At 63.1% G+C, this 24,102-nt stretch carries 20 protein-coding genes; 17 read left to right on the top strand and 3 right to left on the bottom strand.

Annotated elements, in window-relative coordinates:
- Nucleotides 1-3: 3 nt before the first annotated feature.
- The 17 genes from BMX92_RS19200 to BMX92_RS19120 all read left to right on the top strand — a co-directional run bounded on the left by BMX92_RS19200 (nt 4) and on the right by BMX92_RS19120 (nt 20,464).
- A complete protein-coding gene (locus tag BMX92_RS19200; RefSeq protein ID WP_093019492.1) occupies nt 4-5,421 on the top strand; it encodes an FtsK/SpoIIIE domain-containing protein in 5,418 nt (1,805 codons plus the stop codon).
- Nucleotides 5,422-5,424: 3 nt separating this feature from the next.
- Nucleotides 5,425-5,880 carry a hypothetical protein gene (locus tag BMX92_RS19195; RefSeq protein WP_093019490.1) on the top strand — a complete coding sequence of 152 codons (456 nt, stop codon included), beginning with the start codon at nt 5,425-5,427 and terminating at the stop codon, nt 5,878-5,880.
- Entirely contained in the window at nt 5,877-7,292 is a 1,416-nt protein-coding gene (locus BMX92_RS19190) for a DNA phosphorothioation-associated putative methyltransferase (protein WP_093019488.1), read from the top strand. Before BMX92_RS19195 ends, BMX92_RS19190 begins: the two co-directional genes overlap by 4 nt.
- Nucleotides 7,293-7,377: 85 nt before the next feature.
- Nucleotides 7,378-8,298, top strand: a complete 921-nt coding sequence (locus BMX92_RS19185; RefSeq protein ID WP_093019486.1) for a HEPN domain-containing protein — start codon at nt 7,378-7,380, stop codon at nt 8,296-8,298.
- A 160-nt stretch (nt 8,299-8,458) separates the two neighbouring features.
- Entirely contained in the window at nt 8,459-10,483 is a 2,025-nt protein-coding gene (locus BMX92_RS19180; RefSeq protein ID WP_093019484.1) for a conjugal transfer protein TraG, read from the top strand.
- A 7-nt stretch (nt 10,484-10,490) separates the two neighbouring features.
- Nucleotides 10,491-10,895 (top strand): CopG family transcriptional regulator, encoded by a 405-nt coding sequence (locus BMX92_RS19175; protein ID WP_093019482.1) that lies wholly within the window; start codon nt 10,491-10,493, stop codon nt 10,893-10,895.
- The gene (gene trbB, locus BMX92_RS19170) at nt 10,895-11,911 is read left to right on the top strand and encodes a P-type conjugative transfer ATPase TrbB (protein ID WP_093019480.1); all 1,017 of its coding nucleotides are present in this window, start codon (nt 10,895-10,897) and stop codon (nt 11,909-11,911) included. The genes BMX92_RS19175 and trbB overlap by 1 nt, the downstream gene beginning before the upstream one ends.
- A 1-nt stretch (nt 11,912) precedes the next feature.
- Nucleotides 11,913-12,248, top strand: coding sequence for a TrbC/VirB2 family protein (locus BMX92_RS19165; protein WP_062731517.1), 336 nt, complete (start codon nt 11,913-11,915; stop codon nt 12,246-12,248).
- A complete protein-coding gene (locus tag BMX92_RS19160; RefSeq protein WP_093019478.1) occupies nt 12,245-12,520 on the top strand; it encodes a VirB3 family type IV secretion system protein in 276 nt (91 codons plus the stop codon). Before BMX92_RS19165 ends, BMX92_RS19160 begins: the two co-directional genes overlap by 4 nt.
- Nucleotides 12,514-14,952, top strand: coding sequence for a conjugal transfer protein TrbE (trbE, locus tag BMX92_RS19155; RefSeq protein ID WP_093019476.1), 2,439 nt, complete (start codon nt 12,514-12,516; stop codon nt 14,950-14,952). Before BMX92_RS19160 ends, trbE begins: the two co-directional genes overlap by 7 nt.
- A 6-nt stretch (nt 14,953-14,958) precedes the next feature.
- A complete protein-coding gene (trbJ, locus tag BMX92_RS19150) occupies nt 14,959-15,702 on the top strand; it encodes a P-type conjugative transfer protein TrbJ (protein ID WP_093019474.1) in 744 nt (247 codons plus the stop codon).
- A 111-nt stretch (nt 15,703-15,813) separates the two neighbouring features.
- Nucleotides 15,814-17,118, top strand: a complete 1,305-nt coding sequence (gene trbL, locus BMX92_RS19145; protein WP_093019472.1) for a P-type conjugative transfer protein TrbL — start codon at nt 15,814-15,816, stop codon at nt 17,116-17,118.
- 19 nt (nt 17,119-17,137) lie between these two features.
- Nucleotides 17,138-17,938 (top strand): conjugal transfer protein TrbF, encoded by an 801-nt coding sequence (gene trbF / locus BMX92_RS19140; protein WP_093019470.1) that lies wholly within the window; start codon nt 17,138-17,140, stop codon nt 17,936-17,938.
- Entirely contained in the window at nt 17,935-18,792 is an 858-nt protein-coding gene (gene trbG / locus BMX92_RS19135) for a P-type conjugative transfer protein TrbG (protein WP_093019468.1), read from the top strand. The genes trbF and trbG overlap by 4 nt, the downstream gene beginning before the upstream one ends.
- The gene (locus tag BMX92_RS19130; protein ID WP_093019466.1) at nt 18,789-20,009 is read left to right on the top strand and encodes a TrbI/VirB10 family protein; all 1,221 of its coding nucleotides are present in this window, start codon (nt 18,789-18,791) and stop codon (nt 20,007-20,009) included. The genes trbG and BMX92_RS19130 overlap by 4 nt, the downstream gene beginning before the upstream one ends.
- A gap of 9 nt (nt 20,010-20,018) precedes the next feature.
- The gene (locus tag BMX92_RS19125) at nt 20,019-20,249 is read left to right on the top strand and encodes a DUF2274 domain-containing protein (RefSeq protein WP_093019464.1); all 231 of its coding nucleotides are present in this window, start codon (nt 20,019-20,021) and stop codon (nt 20,247-20,249) included.
- Entirely contained in the window at nt 20,246-20,464 is a 219-nt protein-coding gene (locus BMX92_RS19120) for a helix-turn-helix transcriptional regulator (RefSeq protein ID WP_093019462.1), read from the top strand. Before BMX92_RS19125 ends, BMX92_RS19120 begins: the two co-directional genes overlap by 4 nt.
- Nucleotides 20,465-20,700: 236 nt before the next feature.
- Here the strand turns inward: BMX92_RS19120 and BMX92_RS19115 are convergent, their stop codons facing one another.
- Genes BMX92_RS19115 through BMX92_RS19105 form a run of 3 tightly spaced genes read right to left on the bottom strand, consistent with a single transcriptional unit; the run spans nt 20,701 to nt 24,041 of the window.
- The gene (locus tag BMX92_RS19115) at nt 20,701-21,591 is read right to left on the bottom strand and encodes a plasmid partitioning protein RepB C-terminal domain-containing protein (protein WP_256213511.1); all 891 of its coding nucleotides are present in this window, start codon (nt 21,589-21,591) and stop codon (nt 20,701-20,703) included.
- Nucleotides 21,591-22,469, bottom strand: a complete 879-nt coding sequence (locus BMX92_RS19110; RefSeq protein WP_093019460.1) for a ParB/RepB/Spo0J family partition protein — start codon at nt 22,467-22,469, stop codon at nt 21,591-21,593. Before BMX92_RS19110 ends, BMX92_RS19115 begins: the two co-directional genes overlap by 1 nt.
- Nucleotides 22,470-24,041 carry a recombinase family protein gene (locus BMX92_RS19105; RefSeq protein ID WP_093019458.1) on the bottom strand — a complete coding sequence of 524 codons (1,572 nt, stop codon included), beginning with the start codon at nt 24,039-24,041 and terminating at the stop codon, nt 22,470-22,472.
- Nucleotides 24,042-24,102: the final 61 nt, after the last annotated feature.

Genomic DNA, 24,102 nt, shown 5'->3' with positions numbered 1-24,102 from the left:
CACATGAACACCCAGATCATCCCAGAACACGGATCCATGGCTGCTTCGGCGGTCCACATGGTCGCAGACTTGACCCCCGTCTCCGCACCGACCGAAGATGACGGCAAGATCAGTAAGTTGGTGTCAGCCGTCGCCGTTCGTCGGTTGCGGAGGGCACTCGACGCAAGCCTGGACGAGCCCGCCCTGTTCGCGGTGTTCGACTTCGACGGACCCCAGACCCGCCGTATCCTTGAGGACATCCATGCGGAGGAGCCGGCCGCAAGGATTGCCGTGCACCCAGACGTGAAAGCCGGGCCAGTCCCGGCCGAATGGCTTTCGAGCGAGCCGCTGACCCACTGGCGTAACGTGGCGCGAGAGGATGCTGACCGCGCTATCGTGTCGGCGGTGACGACCGACGCGCTTAACAGGCTCGGCGAGACCGCGGCGACGATACACCGCCTCTCGCCCGACCACCTCAAGGCGGACATCGAGGCGTGGTTCGGCGCGACTAAGCACTTCGGAGAGCTGTCGCCTCGCCAGGCGACCTACGTACGCAACGCGATCACTGGTCTGCTGCGCACTGACATCCCGACAAATATGCCGCTGTTCGCCCGCTTTATGAGCGATCTCGACGATGGCATAGGTAAGCAGACTGTCCACAAGGCGCTCAATCAAGCCCTCACCGTATTCCGCATTCCGCCCGAAGCGGCGAACTTTCCTCCGCCCGGTGACAGGGGCCGGATCACCTCGCCCGAGTCCTGGGCGACTCAACTGACGGACCTCTACAACCGTGTCTCCGACGTGGCATACCTGCGCGATGACCAGGGACGGCCGCTCGACCGTGAGTTGATCCGCGGCCGCGTCCAGCTCCTCCATGCCGAGGGAGAGCTCGACGACGACGACTTCGCGACATGGCAAACCTTGCTCGACGACGCTGACATCGAACCGGGTGAATGGAATACGAGCCAGCAGGACTTCGCAAAGATGCGATGGCCATCCATCCAGAAGGTGGTGAAGGCGCGGAAGTCAATACGCGAGACCCCGTTGGGCGCGGCAACCGCCGCCTATCTCGACAAGGAAAGCGCGGGAACGCTGACGAACGTCGATCGAGACGTATTGGATAGGCTTGAGGAAAGCCGAGGGGCGGACGCGGCCGAGGCCGAGCTCTTCGGACGGCACCGGGCGCGGATCGAGAAAGACCGCAAGCTGCTCCGCCGGTGGGAACAGTTCGTCTTCCGGGAAGTGAGAAACCATTCGGACCTGCTCGCGGGCATCGTGCATGCCGCCTTCGACCTGATCACAGCCGTCAACGGCAATGTCGAAGGCCAGATCATCTACATCCAGCTGTCCAAGGCCAACGAGTTGGACTTCTGGCGCAGGCACGTCCTCGAAGCGTGTTTGACGCTCCGCGACCGTCATCGGGGCCTAACCGAACTGCTGCCGGCGTTTGTCCGCGTCGACTGCGGGATCTGCTGGTCCAGGGACTGGGCCGACGAGATCGATGTCGACAGCGGCCATCAAGGCAGCGAGACCGACTTCAAGTTCGAGGCGTTCCTCGTCGACGCCACGGCGTTCGACGCCGAAGGCGCGGTTGATGCTGCCAAGCTGAGCCATGCGGTCAAGACGCAGATGGTATGGTCGCCCGTCCCGCGAGGAATCGGACTGAACTTCTCGGACCACCTGCATGCCGTTGCACCCCAAGGTGAAAACTCGGCCATGCTGCTGTCGGGTCTATTTTCCCGAACCGCGAAAGACAGCACGTCGGGAACGCGTTCGCTCCGCCTCTCAGACCGTCGGACCATCGATGATATCCACGACAATGAGGATGGTCAGCTCTTCGATCCCAACATCCCGCAGCTCGACGAGGGCAATGGCTTCCTCGCCGAGCTGGACCGCCTAGCGGAACGAAACATCGTCAAGAAGGGGGCACGCGATACGATCTTCGCCGCGTTCGAGGCGTTCTGCGGTAGCTATCGTTCCGCCATAAACGCGTTCCTTACTGGGAGCGGAGCAGCCGACGACGCCGTGATCGAGCAGGGGCGGCTATACGGCGACCTACTAGCGATGCTGCGCCAGAACGCCCGTGGCGATGTCGCGCGGAGAGGACTCTGGCTTCCGATCATGCGCATTGGCACGGCTACGTCCAGGAACGTGCCGGGCATCATCGTCACGCCCTTCTTCCCGCTTCGCATGGCGGAGGTCGGCCTCCGTGCTCGAATGGCCCGGGAAACACTGTTGGCGATGGGCGCGGCTGAGGACGACGCGCAACTGCGGCCGTTCATGCTTCGAGCGGTGGACGACCTGCAGCGCAGCTGGTTCACCGATTACGCCATCGGCACGACCGCGGATCGGAAGGTGGTCGCGATGGTCGAGAACAGCCAGCTCGATGACTATTCCTACGCAGAGCCGGTCGCGGACCGGGCCTCGTCGGGTGACGAACAGGGGGCCTACACCCGCCAGGCCGCCGACAACCTGATGAAGGTGCTCGCCGAGCACCTCGACCTTCATCCGCACAACGTCGCCAACTTTTCCGTGGTTCTATACAACTCCGACAGCCGCGACCTTCCGTCTGCGGTGGCGGAGCGGCTCGCGCGCAGGGTCGACGAAGATGCCCGGCTGCGGTGCGACCTCGTGATCGCTAGCGATGACCGCCGGCGTCTTCGTCAGGTCTATGCCGAGCAGAATGTGGCCATCGGGCGCGAACTGGAATCCAGCGGCGGCGCGGACCTGACCAAGGAGTTCTTATCCAACCTTCGGGTAGGAATAGGAGACGTCGAGAAGCTCGCGATGTCGGACAGTGACAACAAGCCGCTGGACGTCGCTTTCCTTCAGGATGTGTTTGCGCGAAACGCAACCAGCCGGTGGCGCCCAGCGGTGACGCCGACGGGCGACTGGCCCGACTTCGACCAAACGACCCGGGCATCACCATCGCGACGCATGGTGCAGAAGGCCGGTGAGAACCGGACCCGCCTCTTGCTCGTTTCGCCGACACGCCCGATAGCGGTTCAACGCTACCTCGATCTCGCGATGGAGGTATTAAAGACCGAGGTCGAGGACCCGACGCTGCGCGACCATTGGGAGCCGCTTCGCGAGATATCCTTCGACAATGAGGAAAACGCCGAGATCATCCGGCGCGCGCACGACATCGCGGACTGGGTCGTTACCTTCGACGGCATCGCGGACCGCCGTCTGTTCAGGCAGAATGGCATTAGCGTCATCCGCTCGATCCCCATTGACGAGGCTCGGCACAACCTCGTCGTATCCACCAAAGCCCACCGCCGCTCCCTGACGATGCGCATCGCCGACATGGTGTCCAACGTCACTACGGCCATGCCAAGCGACGAGGCCAAGCTGGCTCGCAAGCTCATAGACCGGTCCGCTGATCTCTCGGGTCAGATCGTGCTTCGTGCGGCGAACCGCGACCAAGCGGCGCTAGAACTTATCGGCCTCAGCCTCAGCGAGCAGCTCGTGCTGTCTTCGCTTCCATCCGCCGCCGCACCGTTGGCCTGGTTCTTCCTCGACGACTTCAAGACCCGGCTCGGCCACTCCGCCGGCGATCCCGTCGCCGACCTACTACTGGTCAGCGCGCGCGACGAGGGCGACGGGACGGTCGTCACCATGTCGGTAGTCGAATCGAAATACGTTGAGGTCGGGGGCCGGCCGGATGCCAAGTCGAAGTCGCGCCAGCAGACCGAGACCTCCGTCGACCGGATCACCAAGCGATACAAGTCGACGGACAAGTTGAATGCGCCCGTCCACGCCGCACAGCTGGCGGACCTGCTCGTCGAGCACGGCTCGTTCGACGAGCGCGACAACGAGGAGGATCTGCTACGCTGGGTTGAGGCCATCCGGTCGGGATCAGCGAGGATCGACGTGGACGGCGTCTCGCTCATCTACGTCCATGATGATGATGCCGCCGCGCCGTCTCCTATCATCGAGGAAGGCTTCCGACAGGTATTCCACTCCCGTCCCGACATAGCCAAGCTGCTGGAGGATGTGCGGTCTGGACAGCCCTCCAAACCCCTGCCAGCCCCCGGATCCGCAACAGACGGGCATCAAGGCGGTGGCATTGCCGCCGAGGATTCAAACGATCCCGATCCGTTCGTCAACTCTGACGCCGAGCCAGCTGGCGACTATCAGTCGACAGAAGCCGCAGGCAGTAACTTCGATATCGTCGACCTCGCTTCCGCCATCGATATGCCAGCCGTGGGCGAACCTGATGAGGATGCAGAAGGCCAGGCATCGGGCGATGAACTCAGCGGCTTCCGCCCCGGTGTGGCTGAAATCGTATCAGGACGGGGCGTCCCCATCGCCGAGGTCGCCGGGCAAGACTGGCTGGCGGCGACCGAGAAGCAGCTGCGCGGGGCGTTGAAAGGCTATGGCATGACCTGCGAGACGGCCGGCTCGCGTCTGACTCCCAATTCGGCCCTGATCCGCTTCCGCGGTAACGACCAGATGACGACCGAGCTTGTCCAAAAGCGCCGATCGACCCTCCTTACCTCGCACGGACTTGAGATCGTGGCGATCAGGCCGGCCAAGGGAGAGGTCGTCGTGATGGTCGCGCGCGATGGCCGCGTGATCCTACCAACGTTGGACCTCTGGAAGCGTCGCCAGCTTCCCGCGTCCGCGCCCTATCGCAACACCAGCTTCGTCCTCGGCGAGCGCGAAGATACCGGCGAGATACTCTATCTCAATCTTGGGGAGGCGTTCGCAGGCCAGCCACAGCACGGCCCCCACACGCTGATCGCCGGAGAGACAGGCGGCGGTAAAGGCATCTTCACGGCCAACCTTCTCCTCGACATCTGTGCGACCAATTCGCCGACGGCGGCACGCGTCCGTCTCGTCGATCCGAAAGCGGGCATCGACTACGGTTGGGTCGAGCAGGTTCCGCACCTCGATGGTCCGATCATCACCACGCCCGACGATGCAATCATCGCGCTCAAGGAACTCGTGGACGAGATGGAACGGCGGTATGCCGAGATCCTTGGTCCGACAAAGCTGCCCAACATCGACGCCTACAACGAGACCGTCGACGAGCAGAAGAAGCTGCCGCGCATCTACTTCTTCCATGACGAACTTGCCGACTGGATGGCGGACAAGTCCGATACCCAGTACCGCGACGCCGTTTCGGATTACGTGGTGCGGCTGAGCGGGAAGGCGCGCGCCGCGGGAATCCACCTGTTCCTGATCACTCAGCGCCCTGACAAGGACGCATTGCCCGGCCTCATCAAGGCGAACATGGGCAACAAGATTGCGCTCAAGGTCTCGAACAGACTGAACTCGCAGATCATTCTCGACGAGCCAGGTGCCGAGGGCCTGCTCGGTCATGGCCACATGATCGCCAAGCTGGCTAACCAGCCTGGTGGCATGATCTACGCGCAGGCCCCTTATCTGAGCGCAGCGGAAGCCACCCAAATCGCTCAGGCTATAGCCAAGGGCTGAACGGTGACGGCGGGAAAGCGGATCCGGGGCGCCACCTATCTCCACCGGTCTGCGCTGGGAACCTTGACTGCCCCCGATCAGGCGCGCGTTGAGATGGCAGCACGTGCGACAGGCGCGGTGTGGAACGTGGTCCGCGTCGCGAGAAGCGGGGTATCGCTTCTCTATTATGCCGACTTCGATGAGGATCCGTTTCCGGCGCTACGCGCCTCGACGCTCATCCACGACGACGGCCGCATCGTCAGGCGCGACTATGCGCAACGCTCAAATCCGCCGATCCTGCATCGGAAGGAATTGCTGGTCAGCGCTGATCATCCTCACCGATCTACTTGGACCAGCGCAACCACCAAGCTGGTGCGAGCCGGAGCCTTCGCCGACTCACACCGGATCGGTACCCGCGAAGCGTGGCGGCAGAGATTGAAGGAATTGGCGATCGACGAAGCCGGCGAGGCGACGACGTGATCGACCAAAAGCCGATCCCGATCCCCCGGCATCGCACAGCCATGGTGCGGCATACGCTGTCGCAGCCGATGTCTCTCGCCGTGCGGCATGGGATTGTGCGGCGAGGCATGACGGTGTTCGACTACGGCTGCGGGCAAGGCGACGACCTGCGGGCACTCGCCTCTGCAGGCGTGGAGGCGGCGGGCTGGGACCCGCACTTCGCACCGGAGGCGTCGCGGAATGAAGCCCAGATCGTCAACCTCGGCTTCGTCCTGAATGTGATCGAGGATCCGGCGGAAAGGGTGGTCGCCCTCAAGGCGGCATGGGCGCTCGCGACGCGCATGCTCGTCGTCTCCGTGATGATCGTCGGCGCCGTGCCCGTGGACGGGCTCCGTCAGTTCGGCGACGGCTACCTGACGGCCAGGGGTACCTTCCAGAAATACTTCCAGCAGGCCGAACTAAAGGCGATGCTGACGCAGACCACAGGTATCGAGCCCGTCGCCCTTGCACCAGGCATCTTTGCGTTATTCCGCTCACCCGAGGACGAGCAGGACTTCCTGCTCGAGCGACGGCGCGGACGCCGGGCATCCACAAGCGCGTACCGGACTGACCGTCCGGCAAGAGTGTCGAGTGCCAAGCCGCAACTGGTCGATCGGATCGCGGACGCGATCGATGCGATCGCCAGATTCGCACTTCAGCACGGGCGGCTGCCCCATCCCGACGAGATGCCGTCCGATGTACATGATCTCCTTACGACCGAGCGCGTTTCGTTCGCGCGCGCGCTGGAGATCAGCCAAGATGCCAGCATCAATGAGGAGCTGTTTGGACGGGCCGCATCCGAGCGGCGTGAGGACCTGCTCGTTCACCAGGCCCTGAACATCCTCAACCGTTCACGCTCGGCCTCCCGTCCGAGCCCGGCCATGGTGCGCGACATCCGCCATCACTTCGGCAGCCAACAGCAGTTCGCCGAGCAGGCACTTGAATACCTTCATGGTCTTGCTGATGCACAACGGACCGCCGCTGCCATGCGCCGCGCCGCTGATAACGGCTTCGGGGCGATCGACGAGGATGGTCGCCTAGTGATTGACAGCGCGCGCGTCGTCGACCTCGAGGGTTTGCTCAGGTGCTACGTGGGGTGCGCGGTGTACCTCTCGGGCGAGATCGGCCAAGAACATATCGTTCGGCTAGACCCATTGCATCGTCGCACCACACTCTTCCCCCTTACAGACAAGCGTCAACCATTTCCGGAGACGGTCTCCTCGATCACTATCGACCTGAAGCGACAGGACGTGATCATACGCGAAGATCCCCGCGTGCTTGTCCGCAAAGCAGACGTCTTCGGGATGGCCCTGAGGTCGCGCCAACGATCAATCGAGGCGCAACGTCGTGTGGCAAACGGAGGCGAGGAGGCCAAGGTGCTCGTCAGAATATGATGAACTCGTTGGTGATCAAATAGTCGGAGCAACTCTCGCGAATTGAAGGGTTGCATAAGGACGGCTTAATCAAGAGAATCCGCTGATGAAGAACGGCATCGATCATCTGCCACCCGCCCACCAGGACGAGCTGGAACGGGTAACGCAATTGCTTATGGGCGAGTTCGCCGAAGCGACCGCGCGCGCGAACCAGCCGTGGAAGAAGAATGGCCGCATCCTCAAGGTCATCCTGTTCGGCAGTTATGCGCGCGACGATTGGGTTGATGAGCCCGAGAACGGATACCAGTCAGATTACGACCTGCTGGTTATCGTCAGTCACCCAGATCTGACGGATATCGCCGATTACTGGTACGTTGCCGAGGATAAAATCCTGCGCGACACCGCGATCGGGCGACCCGTAAATATCATCGTGCACACGCTGGAGGAGGTGAATCAGGCTCTGAGCCGGGGCGAGTATTTCTGGGTCGATATTGTCCGTGACGGCATTGTTCTTTACGAACTGCCCGGCAGTGCGCTCGCTACACCGCAACCGCTGACGGCGGCTGACGCGTTTGAAATGGCATCAAAATACTTCGAGGAGAAGCTGGGCGATATCGACGTCTGGCTTGAAACTGCATCGGCACAGCAGGCCCGTACCGATGACCCAATTCGATATCGACGGCATGCGGCTTTTAACCTGCATCAAGCAACGGAAACGGCCTACGCCTGCTTCCTTCTCGTCCGCACCCTCTACTTTCCTCGCTCCCACAACATCAAATTCCTGCGGTCGCTGGCCGAGGACAGCGAGGCGCGGCTGATCGAAGCATGGCCGCGCGCCACCCGGATTGACCGCCGCCGCTTCGAATTGCTCAAGCGCGCCTATGTCGAAGCCCGCTATTCGGCGAGCTACGAGATCGGCAACGACGACCTCGATGCTCTGGCACAGTCCATTCGCGCCCTTCGCGACATGATCGAGGCCGTTTCGCTCAAACGCATCGAAACGCTCCGGACCGACGCCGGCCTCTAACGCAGGGCGAAGCCTGCCGGATAGCTTCCGGTTCTACCTTCCGGCCAAAGCCGGACGACGCGAGCTCATCTGCGCCCATCAGCGCCGTTCCGTTTTTGGCGTCCGTCACCGAGTCTGAATCCGCCCGAGCCGGTCCTGTCCGGCGGGCGGGAGCCTAGACGTGACACCCACCAAATTGCTCATCGGCCAGATCCTTGTCGTCTTCGCGGTCGTCATCGCGGGGGTGTGGGCCGCGACACAGTGGGCGGCGGCAATGCTGGCCTATCAGCCCGAACTGGGTCTGCCGTGGTTCCGGCTCGGCACAGTGCCGATCTACTATCCCTGGGCGCTGTTCGGCTGGTGGTATCACTATGAAGCCTATGCCCCGGTCGTTTTCGACAAGGCGGGCATGCTCGCCGGCGCCAGCGGCTTTATCGGCTGCGCGGCAGCGATCTTCGGCTCGCTGTGGCGCGCACGCCAGTCGAGCAACGTCACCACCTATGGTTCGGCGCGCTGGGCGAGCCCCCGCGAGATCGAGCGCGCCGGGCTGCATCGCGACGCCGGCGTCATGCTCGGCACACTTGCCGGCCGCTATCTCCGCCATGACGGCCCCGAGCACATCATGGCGTTCGCGCCCACGCGGAGCGGCAAGGGTGTGGGACTTGTCGTTCCGACGTTGCTGTCCTGGACCGGCTCGACCGTCGTCCACGATATCAAGGGTGAGAACTGGATGCTGACCGCCGGCTGGCGCGCGCGCTTCTCGCACTGCCTACTGTTCAATCCCACCGACGCCGCTTCGGCGCATTACAATCCGCTGCTTGAGGTCCGGCGCGGCATCGACGAAGTGCGCGACGTCCAGAACATCGCCGATATCCTGGTCGATCCCGAAGGCGCGCTGGAACGCCGCAACCACTGGGAGAAGACCAGCCATTCGCTACTGGTCGGCGCGATCCTGCATATTCTCTATTCCGAAGAAGAGAAGACGCTCGCTCGGGTCGCGACCTTCTTGTCAGATCCGCAGCGCAGCTTCGTCGCCACGCTCCGCCGGATGATGACCACCAATCATCTCGGCGACGACAACAACCCCAGGGTCCATCCCGTCGTCGCCTCCGCCGCGCGCGAACTGCTCAACAAGAGTGAGAACGAACGCTCCGGCGTGCTGTCGACCGCCATGTCCTTCCTTGGCCTCTATCGTGATCCAACAGTCGCGGAAGTCACCTCGCGGTGCGACTGGCGGATCGCCGACCTGATCGAGGCTGAGTGGCCATTGTCGCTCTATCTCGTCATTCCGCCGTCGGACATCAGCCGTACTAAGCCGCTGATCCGCCTTGTGCTCAATCAGATCGGCCGCCGTCTCACTGAGCGACTGGACCAGCCCGGTACATCCTCGCGCCGGCACCAACTCCTGATGATGCTCGACGAGTTTCCGGCGCTGGGCCGTCTCGATTTCTTCGAGACCAGCCTCGCCTTCATGGCCGGCTACGGCATCCGCGCCTTCCTGATCGCGCAGAGCCTCAACCAGATCGAGAAGGCTTATGGTGACCACAACGCCATCCTCGACAACTGCCATGTCCGCGTTGCCTTCGCGACCAATGACGAGCGCACCGCCAAGCGCATGTCCGATGCGCTCGGCACCGCGACCGAGCAGCGCGCCATGCGAAACTATGCCGGTCACCGGCTCGCGCCCTGGCTCGCGCACGTCATGGTCAGCCGCCAGGAGACCGCCCGCCAGCTCCTGACGCCTGGTGAGGTGATGCAGCTTTCGCCCGACGAAGAGCTCGTGCTCGTTTCCGGTCTCGCGCCGATCAGGGCGCGCAAATTGCGCTATTTCCGCGACCGAAACTTCGCCGCGCGCGTGGCACCGGCACCGGTGCTGGAATCGGGCCAATATGTCGACCGCCCGAAGTCGCGCCGCGACGACTGGTCCAACCAGGTGCGCAGCACCGATGACCGACTGCAGCAGGCGGAGGACGCCGCCGGCGGCGAGGACGATGGCGGTATGCAGCAGCAGCGCCATCCCGGCCTTCCCGAGCAGGTTTCCAAGGCGACCGACGCCGCCGAAACGCGCGATCCCCAGATCGCGCCTGACGACGACGATGTCGCCGCGGACAAGCGCGCCATGGACCAGGCGCAAGGGCAAAACGCCATCGTGCGGGGCCATGCCATCAACGAGGGCGCGAAGCGCGACCTCATACCGGATTTCTGAGGCTGCGATGAAGATCCGCCAGAACCTCTATATCGACCGCGAACTCAGCGACGCGCTGGAGGCGCTCGCCGCCGGTCCGCGCGGCAACAAGAGCCACCTCGTCAACGACGCACTGAAGGACTGGCTGGCGCGCCGGGGAACCAAGGAAGTCGACGACCTCCTGAAGGTTCGCCTCGACCGGCTGACACGCGAACTCGCCGGCGCGCGACGCGACATCGACGTGCTGCTCGAAAGCCTGTCGCTGTTCGTCCGCTACCAGTTGATGGTGACGGCGCCATTGCCCGAAGCCGATACCGCGGCCCGCGCCATCGGGCGTGACCGGTTCGAGGCGTTCGTCTCCCAGGTCGGTCGCCAGATAGCGGGCGGCAAGCGCACACTGGCACCAGTCGAATCCGACGGAGGCGCATCATGATGTCCGCCCAGACGACAAGCGTCTCCGCGGAACGCCGCCGTGCCATGCTGCGCACCGCAATGGGACCGGCGATTGCCGCCGCGCTCTCCGACAGCCGTGTGATCGAGATTATGGTCAATCCCGACGGGGCACTCCGCGTCGATATCCTCGGCGAGGGTCGTGTCGATACCGACGTGAAGCTCGACCCCGCACAAGTTGAGCGGATCATCCGGCTGGTGGCATCCCATGTCCGGTCCGAGGTCCATGGCGACAAGCCCATCGTGTCGGCCGAACTGCCGCCGCTTGGTTCTGGCGCCGGGGAGCGGTTCGAGGGAATCCTCCCCCCGGTTTCGACGGCCCCGTGCTTTTCGATCCGCAAACCGGCGGCGCGTATCTACACGCTGATGGACTATGTGACCGACGGCATCATGTCGGCGGAAGCCGCACGCCTGCTATCGCTCGCCGTCGTCGATCGCCGCAACATCCTTGTCGCGGGCGGGACCAGCTCGGGCAAGACGACGCTCGCCAACGCGCTGCTCGCCGAAATGGCGCATCTCGACGAACGGGTGATCCTGATCGAGGATACCCGCGAGCTGCAGTCGCCGGCGCGCGACACGGTCGCGCTCAGGACCCGGCCAAGCTCATCTGACAAGAACACCGCCGTCACCATGGGCGATCTCGTGCGCTCTACGCTGCGCCTTCGACCCGACCGCATCATTGTCGGCGAGGTCCGGGGCGGCGAAGCATTGGACATGCTGAAGGCCTGGAACACCGGCCATCCCGGCGGAATCGCGACCGTCCATGCGAACAGCGCCGCTTCCGCGCTCTACCGGATTGAGCAACTCATCCAGGAAGCCGTGGTCATCGTGCCGCGCCACCTGGTCGCCGAGGCGATCAACATAATCGTCTTCATCACCGGCCGCGGCACCGCGCGGCGGATCGAGACGATCGCCTGCGTCGCGGGCCTCGACCCCGATGGCGGCTACGCCGTCGTCGATCTCTTCCCAGACCCCAACCCCGACTTTGAAGGAGACTGACATGACCATCGTTCGTATTTCCAACCGCGACCGCTTCTTCCTCACCGGGCTGGTGCTCGGCCTGTCTATCACCATGACCAGCCGCGTCTATGCCAGCGGCGCGGGTATGCCGTGGGAAGAACCACTCCAGCAGGTACTGGAGTCGGTCCAGGGACCAGTCGCAAAGATCGTCGCGGTTCTGATCATCATTTCCACGGGGCTCGCTCTCGCATTCGGCGAGACGTCCGGCGGCTTCCGCAAGCTCATCCAGATCGTCTTCGGCCTGTCGATTGCGTTCGCGGCGTCGAGCTTTTTCCTGTCCTTCTTCAGCTTCGGCGGGGGAGCGCTCGTCGCATGAGCCACATCGACAACGGTCATGTTGCTGGATTCGAGGTGCCTATCCACGCCAGCCTGGGGCAAGCCATCCTGCTTGGTGGCGCCCCTCGGGGCATCGCGATCGTCAACGGCACGATCGCCGCCGCGGTCGGGCTGGGCCTGCAGCAATGGGTGGTCGGGATCGGCATCTGGGCGATTGGCCACAGCATCGCGGTGTTCGCGGCCCGTCGCGACCCGGAGTTCGTGCCGGTGCTGCTCCGCCATCTGCGCCAGAAAGGATATCTGGCATGCTGAACCTAGCGGAATACCGGTCGCGCGCCGACCGGCTGGCCGACCATCTGCCCTGGGCCGCGCTGGTCGCACCGGGCATCATCCTCAACAAGGACGGCAGCTTCATGCGGTCCTTCGCCTTTCGCGGTCCTGATCTCGAAAGCGCGACGGAAGCGGAACTGGTGTCGGCCTGCGCCCGGGCGAACAACGTCCTCAAACGGCTCGGCTCGGGTTGGGCTTTGTTCTTCGAGGCCGAACGGCGTGAGGCGCTCGGCTATCCGGAGAGTGCCTTTCCCGACGCAGCGTCCTGGCTGGTCGAGCAGGAGCGGCGTGCTGGGTTCGAAGCCGAGGGCCAGCATTTCGAGAGTATCTATCACGGCACGCTGGTCTGGTTGCCACCCGCGGACAGCAGCGATGCGGCGGGACGGACGCTGGTCGAGCGGCCTGACGACGCGAAGGGCCGGGACTGGCACGCCAGCCTCGCCGGTTTTATTGCCGAGACCGATCGTGTGTTCGACCTCCTGTCGGGCTTCATGCCCGAGGTGCGGCCCTTAAGCGACGCCGAGACGCTGACCTATCTCCACGGCACCGTTTCCAGCGGCCGCCATCCGGTCGCCGTGCCGGAGACACCGATCTATCTTGATGCGCTGCTCGCCGATACGCCGCTGGTCGGCGGGTTGGAGCCCAAGCTTGGAGACCGCCATCTGCGAACCCTGACGGTGTTGGCATTCCCGAACGTCAGCCGGCCCGGCATACTCGACGCGCTCAACTTGTCGGATTTCGGCTACCGCTGGGTTACGCGCTTCATCGCGCTCGACAAGACCGATGCGACCAAGGCGCTGACGAAGATCAGGCGGCAATGGTTCAACAAGCGCAAGTCGATCACCGCGCTGCTGCGCGAGGTGATGTATAACCAGCCGGCCCAGCTTCTCGACAGCGACGCCGACAACAAGGTGGTCGATGCCGATTTTGCGCTGCAGGCGCTCGGCGGCGACCATGTCGCGTTCGGCTACCTCACCACGACGATCACGGTGTCGGACGCTGACCGCAATCGCGCCGAGGAGAAGGTCCGCGCGGTCGAGCGTATCGTCAACGGCCTCGGGTTCACAGCCAAGCGCGAGGGCGTCAACGCGGTCGAGGCGTGGCTGTCGTCGCTGCCCGGCCAGGCTTATGCGAACGTGCGCCAGCCGCTGATTCACACCCTCAACCTCGCCCACCTCATGCCGTTGTCGTCGGTCTGGGCGGGCCCGACGGAAAACCGGCATCTCGACGGGCCGCCGCTGCTCTATGCCCAGACCAGCGGATCAACGCCGTTTCGCCTCTCGACCCATGTCGGCGATGTCGGCCACATGCTCGTCGTCGGCCCGACTGGTGCTGGCAAGTCGGTATTGCTAGCGCTGATCGCGCTGCAGTTCCGGCGCTATGCCGACTCCCAGCTCTATATCTTCGACAAGGGCTATTCGGCACGCGCGGCGGTGCTGGCGATGGGCGGCGCCCATCATGCGCTGGGCCTCGGCGCGGACAGCGGCGACACCCTGGCGTTTCAGCCGCTGCGCCGGATCGACGATGCGAGCGAACGTAGCTGGGCGGCGGAATGGATCGCGGCGCTGCTGGCCCACGAGAAGGTCATGGTCACCCCCGAAGTGAAGGACGCCGTCTGGTCGGCGCTGGGCAGTCTCGCGTCGGCGCCCCCGGAGGAGCGCACCCTGACCGGGCTCACCATGCTGCTCCAATCGAATGCGCTGCGCACTGCGCTCACCGCCTATACGCTCGATGGCCCCTATGGCCGGCTCCTCGACGCGGCGGAACAGCATCTCGCGCTCGCCGACGTCCAGTGCTTCGAGACCGAGTCGCTGATGGGACAGGCCGGCGTCATCGCCCCCGTGCTGACCTATCTCTTCCACCGGCTCGAGGAGCGCTTCGACGGACGGCCGACATTGCTGGTGCTCGACGAGGCCTGGATCTTCCTCGATCACCCGCTCTTCGCCGCGCGCATCCGGGAATGGCTGAAGACGCTGCGCAAGAAGAATGTCGCGGTGCTGTTCGCGACGCAGAGTTTGGCGGATATCGCCGACAGCAGCATCGCACCGGCCATCATCGAAAGCTGCCCGCAACGCATATTGCTGCCCAACGACCGGGCGATCGAACCGCAGTCGCGCGCCGCCTATGAGCGGTTCGGCCTCAACGAGCGGCAGATCGAGCTGGTCAGCCGCGCCACGCCCAAGCGGCATTATTATCTGCAATCCGCACGGGGCAACCGCCTGTTCGAACTCGGCCTCGGCCCGATTGCGCTCGCCCTGTGCGGCGCATCCGATCCTGTGACTCAGACGCGGATCGACGCCCTGCTGGCCGAGCATGGCCCCGAGGATTTCGCGGCCCGCTTCCTTGAAGGAAGCGGGCTCGATTGGGCCGCCAGCCTCCTCGCCGACTTTCCCGTCCCCCAAGCCAAGGAGTAAAATATCATGCGTATCCCAACCCGCAAATATCTGATCGCGACCGCGCTCGGGGCTGGCACCATCGGTTCGCTTGGCGCGCTCATCGTGCCGAGTGCGCCCGCTCATGCGCAGCTCACCGTGTTCGATCCGAGCAATTACAGCCAGAATCTGCTTACCGCCGCCCGAACCCTTCAGCAGGTCAACAACCAGATCCGCTCGCTTCAGAACCAGGCGCAGAGCTTGGTCAACCAAGCGAAAAATCTTACCACGATTGGCTTCCCCGAGATCCAGGCGATCACCCAGACGCTTCAGCAGATCGACCAGTTGATGGGACAGGCACAAGGCATCCAGTTCCGCGTCGCCGGTCTCGACCAGGAGTTCCGTGCATTATTTCCGCAGAGCTTCAACCAGGCGATGACCATGAACGGCCAGGTTGTAGCCGCGCGGACCCGGCTCGACACCGAGATGGCAGCCTACAGACAGACGATGGGCGTGCAGGCGCAGGTCGTCGAGAACGTCCAGGCTGACGCGCAGACCCTGGGTGGCATCGTATCGCGAAGCCAGGCCGCCGAGGGCGCGTTGCAAGCGCAACAGGCGACCAACCAGCTGCTCGCACTGACCGCCAAGCAACAGTTCCAGATCCAGAACCTGATGGCGGCGCAATATCGGGCGCAGGCGGTCGAGCAGGCGCGCCGCGCGCAGGCCGAGATCGACGCCCGCGCCATGACCACCAAGTTTCTCGGTTCCGGCTCGGCCTACACCCCTCAATAGGCCCGAGCCGGCGTGCAGGCAGCGGCGAATTCGCCTCTTCGCCGCTGCCGCCGCGGGGTTCGGTCCCGCTCCCCAGATCGGACCCCGCGGCTGCATTTCCAGGATTTCCTTATGAACGACCTGAACGTCATCGACCGGTTCCTGCAGACCTTCATCCGCTACATCGACAGCGGGTTTGGACTGCTGGGCGGCGACGTTGCCTTCCTGACCACGACCTTGATCGGCATCGACATAACGCTTGCCGGGCTATTCTGGGCGATGGGCGGCGAGCAGGATGTGATCGGGCGTTTCCTGCGCAAGATCCTATATGTCGGCGCGTTCGCCTTCATCCTGAACCGCTTCTCGACCCTGGCCGACATCATCTTCCGCTCCTTTGCGGCGGCCGGCCTGACCGCGGGCGGCGGCACGCTCTCGGCGGACGATCTCCTGAAACCCGGCCGCCTTGCGGGCACCGGTTTCTCGGCAGCCTGGCCGCTCCTCGAACAGGTGTCGAAACTGATGGGTTTCACCAACTTCTTCGACAATTTCCTGACCATCATCGTGCTGCTGTTTGCCTGGGCGATCGTGATCATCGCCTTCTTCATCCTCGCCGTGCAGATGTTCGTGTGCATCGTCGAGTTCAAGCTGACCACGCTCGCCGGCTTCGTGCTGGTGCCCTTCGCGCTCTGGAACCGGACCAGCTTCCTCGCCGAGCGCGTGCTGGGCAATGTCGTCAGTTCCGGCATCAAGGTGATGGTTCTCGCCGTCATCGTCGGTATCGGCTCGAATTTCTTCAATGAGTTCACCGCTGCCCTGCAGGGCCAGGAACCGGACATCGGCCAGGCCATGAGCCTCGTGCTGGCGTCGCTCACGCTGTTCGGCCTCGGTATCTTCGGTCCCGGCATCGCCTCGGGCCTTGTCGCCGGTGCCCCGCAGCTTGGCGCGGGTGCAGCAGTCGGCACGACGGTCGGCGCAGCCGGTATCGTCGCCCTGGGCGGCGGTGCCGCCTTGGGGGCAGCTCGCGCCGCGGGTGGCGCAGCACTCGGTGCAATCCGGGCCGGCACGACGATGGGGTCGGCGGCCTCTACCTCATACCAGCTCGGTCAGACCGCGGCCGGATCTTCGAGTGTCGGCGCCGGCATCAGCGGCATGGCGCAGGCAGCCGGCAACGCCGCCCGCCAGAAAGCATCGACGGCGCTGGGCTTGGGCCAAGCCGCCGAGCGCGGTCGTGACGCCGCCTGGTCCGCACTCAACGGTGGAGCTGGATCGGGCGGGCAGGCTGCGGACGCCCCCGCCGACGGCGCTCCCTCCTGGGCGCAGTCGCTGCGCCGACAACAAGACTCCCGTCATCACCGCCACGTTGCGCTCCAGACATTGAAGGAAGGCGATCGCGGCGGCGCATCCGCCACTCCAGATATCAAGGAAAGGGAAGATTGAGCCATGATCTTCATACCCCATGTTCTTTAAGCGCGCCGTCCAGCGCTACGCCCAGACACCCGAACCGGAGACCCCCTATCAACGCGCCGGCCAAGTCTGGGATGACCGCATCGGGTCGGCCCGTGTCCAGGCCCGCAACTGGCGACTGATGGCGTTCGGCACGCTGTCGTTGTCGACCGCCATGTCGGGTGCGCTCATCTGGCAATCGCTGCAGAGCAGGGTCACGCCCTATGTCGTCGAGGTCGATCGCCTGGGCGAGGCCAGGGCGGTGACCGAGGCCGAAGCGGGCTATCGCCCCACCGATCCCCAGATCGCTTGGCATCTGGCGAAGTTCATCGAGAATGTCCGCGGAGTCTCGCTCGGCCCGGTGCTAATGCGCCGCGACTGGCTTGCGGCCTATGACTTCACCACGACGCGAGGAAGCCAGTTCCTCGGCGACTATGCCCGCGCCGCAGACCCCTTCGCCAGGATCGGCGAGCGCACCGTGTCGGTCCAGGTGACCAGCGTCGTCCGGGCATCAGATCGCTCGTTCCAGGTGAAATGGACCGAGACGGCCTATGAGCGTGGGAGTGAGGCGGGTTCCTCGCACTGGACCGGCATCCTGACGATCCTGACGAAGCCGCCGGTATCGGCCGACACGCTCCGCAAGAACCCGCTCGGCATCTACATCGACGCGATCGACTGGAGCCGCGAGTTCGAGCCTGCGGCATCGACTGCTCCAGCGTCTGCCGCGCCGCTTCCCAGCAACGTGCCGATCGGGTCGCCGCTCGACCCGAACCTTGCCGCGCAACCGACCGCCAATACGGAGACCCAGCCATGACCCGAACTCTCACAACCACGTTGCTGGTGCCTTGCTTCATCCTTCTCGCCGGCAGCGCAGGGGCGAGTCCGCCGATCCGCAACGCGTCGCGCGAAGTCGCGCCGGTCGCCATCGCCAACCGCGCGGCGACGATCGAGCCGACCGCGCAGGGGTTCATCAACGCCGTGCAGGTCTATCCTTTCACCGACGGCGCCATCTATCGAGTCATCACCGCACCGGAGAGGGTGACGGACATCGCGCTGCAACTGGGCGAGACGTTGGTCGCCGTGGCAAGCGGAGACACGGTGCGCTGGGTGATTGGCGATACCACCAGCGGGTCGGGCACGGAGAAGCGGACCCATATACTGGTGAAGCCATTCAGTGCCGGCCTGTCCACCAACCTGGTCATCACCACCGACCGGCGCAGCTATCACATCGCGCTGACCAGTGGGATGACGACGGCGATGGCCGCACTTTCCTGGACCTATCCCCAGGATGCATTGATCGCACTGAAGCGCGCCGCCGCGGCGGCCGAGGCGACGGCTTCGGTGGCGGCCGGGATCGAGGTCGAGCAGCTTCATTTTAACTATGCCGTATCGGGCGATCGACCGGCCTGGCGGCCGTTTCGTGCTTTTGACGACGGGCGGCAGACCTTCATCGAGTTCCCGGCAACGCTGGCCGTGGGCGAGGCGCCGCCGATTTTCCTGGTGGACGGGAAAGGCGAGGCCCAGCTCGTCAACTATCGCGTGAAGGGCCGCTTCTATGTCGTCGATCGTATCTTCGACGTCGCCGAGCTTCGCCTCGGCACGAAGCACCAGCAGATCGTCCGGATCAGCCGGGTGGCGGACGGTGCGCCCAAGCGGAGGGGATCATGACCGTCGAGACGGCAGCCCCACCGGTATCCGAAACCCCCGCCGCACCGGGCAAGGTGGACCCGGAAACGCTCGCGCTGCGCGCCCAGCCGGCGCGGGCGATCCGCTTTAAGCGGGGAGCCGTGGTGGCGATCGCGGCGCTTGGTTCGGTCAGCCTGATCGCGACAGCCTGGGTCGCGCTGCGGCCGTCCGCATTGCACCTTACTGGACAGGCTGATGACCAGACGGTCGTGGCGAAAGCGCCGACCGATACATTGAGCCGCTTGCCGGGCAGCTATGGCGACGTGCCCAAACTCGGACCGCCCCTGCCGGGCGATCTCGGCCGCCCCATCCTCAATCATCAGCGTGCGATGGGCATGGAATCGGCGAGCGGCGAAGCCGGTCGCGCCGACCAGGCCGCCGCGACCGAACGCGATCGACGGGCTACGGAATTGAGGGCGGCACGCGAGTCGGGATTGCTGGTGCAATCCGGCAACCGCACCGATCCGACCCGCAATGCCGATGCGACGCCGTCATCTCCCCCGGCCGTAGCGAGCGATGCGTCGCGCATCGCCATCGATCCTGATCGCGATCCCAATGCCCAGCAGCGCAAGGCCGACTTTGTTGCGGCGCGCGCCACTGGCGGCGATGTCAACGAGCATCGGCTGAGCCCACCGGCGTCGCCGGACATGCTGTCCGCTGGCAGCGTCATCGCGGCGAGCCTGATTACGGGACTCAGGTCCGACCTGCCCGGCCTCGTCACCGCCCAGGTGACGGAGCGGGTCTTCGACAGCGCCACGGGCAGCATTCTTCTCATTCCGCAGGGCGCGCGGCTGATCGGCAGTTACGACAGCGTGGTCGCGTTCGGGCAGAAGCGCGCCCTTGTCGTATGGCAGCGGGTTATCTTGCCGGACGGCAGTTCGATCCGGCTCGAGAACGTGCCCGCAACGGACCCGTCAGGCTATGCGGGGCTTGCCGATAAAATTGATTTTCATACCTGGACTCTGCTCAAAGGCGTCGCGATCTCGACATTGCTTGGCGTGGGTGCGAACGTGACCTTCTCCGGGGAGAGCGATCTCGTCCAGGCGATCCGCGAATCCACCCAGCAAAATGTGTCCCGCGCCGGAGACCAGATCACCTCCCGCAACCTCCAGATCCAACCGACCATCACTATTCGGCCCGGCGCGCCGGTCCGGCTGGTCGTTCACCGCGATCTCATCCTCGCACCCTGGAAAGAATAGGAGCCCGATATGGCAGATATCAAGCTAACCCGCCTGCCCGACAGAACGCCCGTAAAATTGACCATCAGCATCGCACCGGACCTTCATCTGGCTTTGGTCGATTACGCGGCGATCTACCAGCAGGCCTATGGCGATGAGCAGGCTATCACTGATCTGGTCCCGCACATGCTCGCTGCCTTCCTTGCGAGTGACCGCGGTTTCGCAAAGGCGCGCGATGGACTGGAGCGACGTAAATTATGATCGAGACGGAGGCCGCATGGGTGCCGGATCGATTGCTGAGGTTTGTTAAGGTTCGGTATCGGGTCGGCCTCGGCAAGACCATGATCTACGCCATGATCGTCGAAGGACGCTTCCCGATGCCATATAAGATGACGCCGGCGGCAACGCGCTGGAGCGAGCGCGAGGTTGAGGCATGGATTTCCGTGGTCACGGGAGGCGTTTCAAACCCGACCTGACCTACCGGCTATGTGCGCTATGTTCGCTCGCGTCAGAAAACAACGGCATGCCGACTACATCCCTGCCGGCATGCAGGAAAAACTTGCGGGATGCAGCAAGCCGGCTGGGCATATGACGGCCAGCCTGGCAGGCCTCAGCGGGATCGCCGCCCTTCCTGCCACCGCACTTGATCCGCCCCACCGTGCGGCGTCTCCTGCGGTCCCCGCGCTTTCGGGTCCGGGTCCCCATTCAAACATCAAGCTGTTATTTTTTCGGCATCTCGGATTTTCTGAAATTCGCCCAGTATGTCGGGGTGAACCTTTGCAAGATGACGCAGCACCGCAGCGTTATCGAGCAGTTTTGACACGAATCCCGTGATTACTGCCAGGGCGAGGTTGTCGGCACCGTAGCTATCTTCGATCGCGCGCACCTCTCGGTCGAGATTGGCTGTCTCCCGTTCCATCTCCACAATTTGCTCGGCGGTCAGTTCCTTTGGCTTGGCCTTGCCTTCGACCAACTGGCTTGCGGGAGTCGCAGCGACCAGAAAGCGCGCTTGATCATTCGTGATGCGGTTCATCTTGATCATGGATGCCGCGGCCTCGACCTGTCGTACCGATTTCATTTTTCTGAGTTCGGTAAAAACATTGATTGGAACCTGGCGGTCCTTGAACATCTCCTCAACCTCGGAGCAAATACCCGCGAGCAGCTTACGCTTGGACCTGATCGTCGACACATTGACGTTCAAAGCGCGCGCGATCCGTTCTTCAGGCGTCCCTTTCTCGATCGCCTTGAGGATCATCTTGTGCTCCTGAATGATCGACATACGACTTATGCGCTTGTTGTAGGTGAAAGCCTCGTCTTCCGTGGCAACCAGGCAATCTATGCGATTGGTGCCTTCGCCAACGAGGATATCCAGCCGCATATGCCCATCGAGAAGATAGTATGCATTTTTCACGGATGGATCGGGCACCACGACCAGAGGCTCGATGATACCCACCTCCTTCACCGATGCCGCTATCTGCCCATATTTTGTTCCCGTTCGCATGGCTTGTGTGACGGGTCGAAGAAGTTTGATCTTTGAGACCGGGATGATGCGGCTCTCGCGCTCGAACGCGATCTGGACTGGCTTACGGGGCTCGGACATCATTACATTCTCCCTGGGAAGATACGATCGGAGAGAACCTTCGGCATGGTGGCCAGGCCCTCCTGCTGCATGACTTCCACCAGTGCTTCATCTCGCAGCATTTCCCGCATGGCTGCGGTAATCAGTAGCAGCCGTGCCTTAGTGGCCTCGGCTTTTCGTATCAGCATCCGCTTGCGCTCGGTGTCCTGCTGATAGGCTCTCACCAGCGACATCGATGAAATCTTCGGCTTTCTCGTCAGGTGTGAGACAAGGGCGTTGCCATATTTCGCGCGCCTGTCGACCAACCGCTTGGCGGCGAGCAAGCGTTTGCCGCGCAACTCGTTGCGTTCATACGCCTGCTGGAGAGCTTCCTGAACACCAATGTCGTCAGCATCGGCGATCTGCACCGCAATCGCGACCGGCACGATTCCAGCTTCGACAGATTGCAGGAGCCGTTGCTCGCCTTTCTCGATCAGGTGAATGATACCCTTCACATATTCCGACGAGAGCCCGGTCATTCGCGTGATTTCGGCTTCGGCATGTCCACGTTGTTTCATCGCGCCGATGTCGTGCAGCAGGTCGATGCCGCGCAGTTGGCGACGGGCAAAATTCTCGACCAAGCTTGCAATCAGGCTGTCTTGCGGATCGAGATCGACCACGAAGGCTGGTATCGTCTTCTCGCCTAGCAAGCGAAAGGCCTCAAGACGCCCTTGACCGCAAACAAGGTCATATCCTGCACCGTGATCCCGGTTTCTTGTAACGGTGATGGGCTTCTTCAAGCCGACCGCGGCAATGCTATCGACCATCTCCTCGAAGCTGCGTTTAGGACGACTCCTTGGATTGACGACAGTGATGCGGTCGATGGCGATGAATGCGACTGTCTGGCCCGTCTCTTCTGACATTCAAGCGGCCTTTCTCAGCTTGGCGCGCCGGGATAAGGCGAACAACGACTCCAGTGAGGGAACCCGATAGGCGTCGAAGCCCAACCCATTATGGTCGCAGAGCCGGAGGAATGCGTCTCCAAGCGACAAGTGGGGAAGCAGATAATAGTCCATCGGTGCCCGATTGTCGGCGTCCATCCGCACGGCAACCGTTATATCCGGCCTTAACTGGTGGTCGATCTTGATGTGCCATCGTGCCGCACCAGTCCCGGTTTGGCGATAGCGGGCCAGAACGATGGATAGGGTGAATTCGTCATTGACCCGGACAAGGTCCGTAACCGGATTCAGCATAGCCGAACCACCGACCTGGCCGATGCCGGTAAGGATGTCGGATATGATTTTAGGATGGAGGCGGCGCAGTTCCTTATTGATTTCGAGATAACCGTAGTCCTGCGGAGGCGTAAAGCCGACCAGAGAGTAGGCACGCAGCAGGCCGCCGAAGCGATTGCGATACGCGCTGCTGGAGGGGCAATCTTCGCTCTCATCGATGATGAGACCGGATAACGCCCCGTGCTGATTCAATAGCGCTTTCAGGACATCAAGCATTTGCGCATCGGTCAATCTGATCGATCGCTGGGCGATAATCGCCTGGACCCGAGCAAACAGGCCAGCATCGACGATCTGCGTGAAGGCGCAGTTGCGCCTGATCCATTTTTCGCGGGAATTGCGGATGTGCGCCTGCTTCAGCCGGAAGGAGGTGCGATTCCACACGTTGTTGCCGATATATTTTTCGTTGATCAGGATTTGATGGACGGTCCCGCGCGTCCATGGGCGCCCCAGGTCCGTCCGCAATCCTCGACGATTCAGATCTTCCGCGATTTCGCGCTCGGAACGATCGTGCTCGACAAATCCACGATAGATCGCCTGGACGACGGCAACCTCCTCCGGTGGTCCGGGCACCAGAATGACACGATCTGTCTGGATGCTTTTATGCTGGCCTGCCGCCAACTCTCCTTTGGGTTGAAGGTTCTCATCGACAAGCTGGCGGCGTAGTCCGAATCCGGGAGCGCCACCTTGCCGAAAGCCCAACTCGATCAACCGCGTCTGTCCGGCGTGGACCTTAACGGAGAGTTCGCGGCTATATTCACCCGCCATCGAGCGCTTGAACGCCTTGAACAGGCCAGCCATCATGGACCCGTCGTTCTCGAATTGCTCGGCGCAATAGTGAATGGTTACGCCCGCCCGCTTGCAGCGGAGTTCAAATTCGGCCGCTTCGTCGGTGTTTTGAAAACGACCGAGCCGACTGACATCGTAGATAAGGAGAGCAGAGAAATCGGCCCTCCCGGATTCCACGTCGGAAAGCAGGCGCTTTACTGCCTCCCGTCCATCTATGCGAAGACCGCTCTTTCCTTCGTCGGCATAGGTCCGGACGATTTCATAGCCACGCTGAGCGGCGTAGAAGGCGATGTATTCTGATTGATTTTCCGTCGAATATTTCTGGTGGTCGGTCGACATTCGAACATATTGCGCAGCCCTGACGAGACTAGAGCGGTCGTCAACACCATCCTTCCCATTTTCCAAGTCAGATGACATCACTTATCCGCTATCGAGTCTCAATATCATTACTGAGTTGGAGCGCCAAATGCAATTGGGC

It is taken from the genome of Sphingobium sp. YR768 (assembly GCF_900111125.1).
GTDB lineage: Bacteria > Pseudomonadota > Alphaproteobacteria > Sphingomonadales > Sphingomonadaceae > Sphingobium.
This window is presented reverse-complemented; position numbering and strand designations above follow the sequence as displayed.

Excerpts from the sequence above, each read along its gene's own strand:
- BMX92_RS19130 (WP_093019466.1), top strand. The coding sequence starts at position 18,789 with ATGACCGTCGAGACGGCAGCCCCACCGGTATCCGAAACCCCCGCCGCA.
- BMX92_RS19185 (WP_093019486.1), top strand. The coding sequence starts at position 7,378 with ATGAAGAACGGCATCGATCATCTGCCACCCGCCCACCAGGACGAGCTG.
- BMX92_RS19110 (WP_093019460.1), bottom strand. The coding sequence starts at position 22,469 with ATGTCAGAAGAGACGGGCCAGACAGTCGCATTCATCGCCATCGACCGC.
- trbL (WP_093019472.1), top strand. The coding sequence starts at position 15,814 with ATGAACGACCTGAACGTCATCGACCGGTTCCTGCAGACCTTCATCCGC.
- BMX92_RS19120 (WP_093019462.1), top strand. The coding sequence starts at position 20,246 with ATGATCGAGACGGAGGCCGCATGGGTGCCGGATCGATTGCTGAGGTTT.
- BMX92_RS19105 (WP_093019458.1), bottom strand. The coding sequence starts at position 24,041 with ATGTCATCTGACTTGGAAAATGGGAAGGATGGTGTTGACGACCGCTCT.
- BMX92_RS19160 (WP_093019478.1), top strand. The coding sequence starts at position 12,245 with ATGAGCCACATCGACAACGGTCATGTTGCTGGATTCGAGGTGCCTATC.
- BMX92_RS19115 (WP_256213511.1), bottom strand. The coding sequence starts at position 21,591 with ATGATGTCCGAGCCCCGTAAGCCAGTCCAGATCGCGTTCGAGCGCGAG.
- BMX92_RS19200 (WP_093019492.1), top strand. The coding sequence starts at position 4 with ATGAACACCCAGATCATCCCAGAACACGGATCCATGGCTGCTTCGGCG.
- BMX92_RS19175 (WP_093019482.1), top strand. The coding sequence starts at position 10,491 with ATGAAGATCCGCCAGAACCTCTATATCGACCGCGAACTCAGCGACGCG.
- trbJ (WP_093019474.1), top strand. The coding sequence starts at position 14,959 with ATGCGTATCCCAACCCGCAAATATCTGATCGCGACCGCGCTCGGGGCT.
- trbE (WP_093019476.1), top strand. The coding sequence starts at position 12,514 with ATGCTGAACCTAGCGGAATACCGGTCGCGCGCCGACCGGCTGGCCGAC.
- trbG (WP_093019468.1), top strand. The coding sequence starts at position 17,935 with ATGACCCGAACTCTCACAACCACGTTGCTGGTGCCTTGCTTCATCCTT.
- trbB (WP_093019480.1), top strand. The coding sequence starts at position 10,895 with ATGTCCGCCCAGACGACAAGCGTCTCCGCGGAACGCCGCCGTGCCATG.
- trbF (WP_093019470.1), top strand. The coding sequence starts at position 17,138 with ATGTTCTTTAAGCGCGCCGTCCAGCGCTACGCCCAGACACCCGAACCG.
- BMX92_RS19125 (WP_093019464.1), top strand. The coding sequence starts at position 20,019 with ATGGCAGATATCAAGCTAACCCGCCTGCCCGACAGAACGCCCGTAAAA.
- BMX92_RS19165 (WP_062731517.1), top strand. The coding sequence starts at position 11,913 with ATGACCATCGTTCGTATTTCCAACCGCGACCGCTTCTTCCTCACCGGG.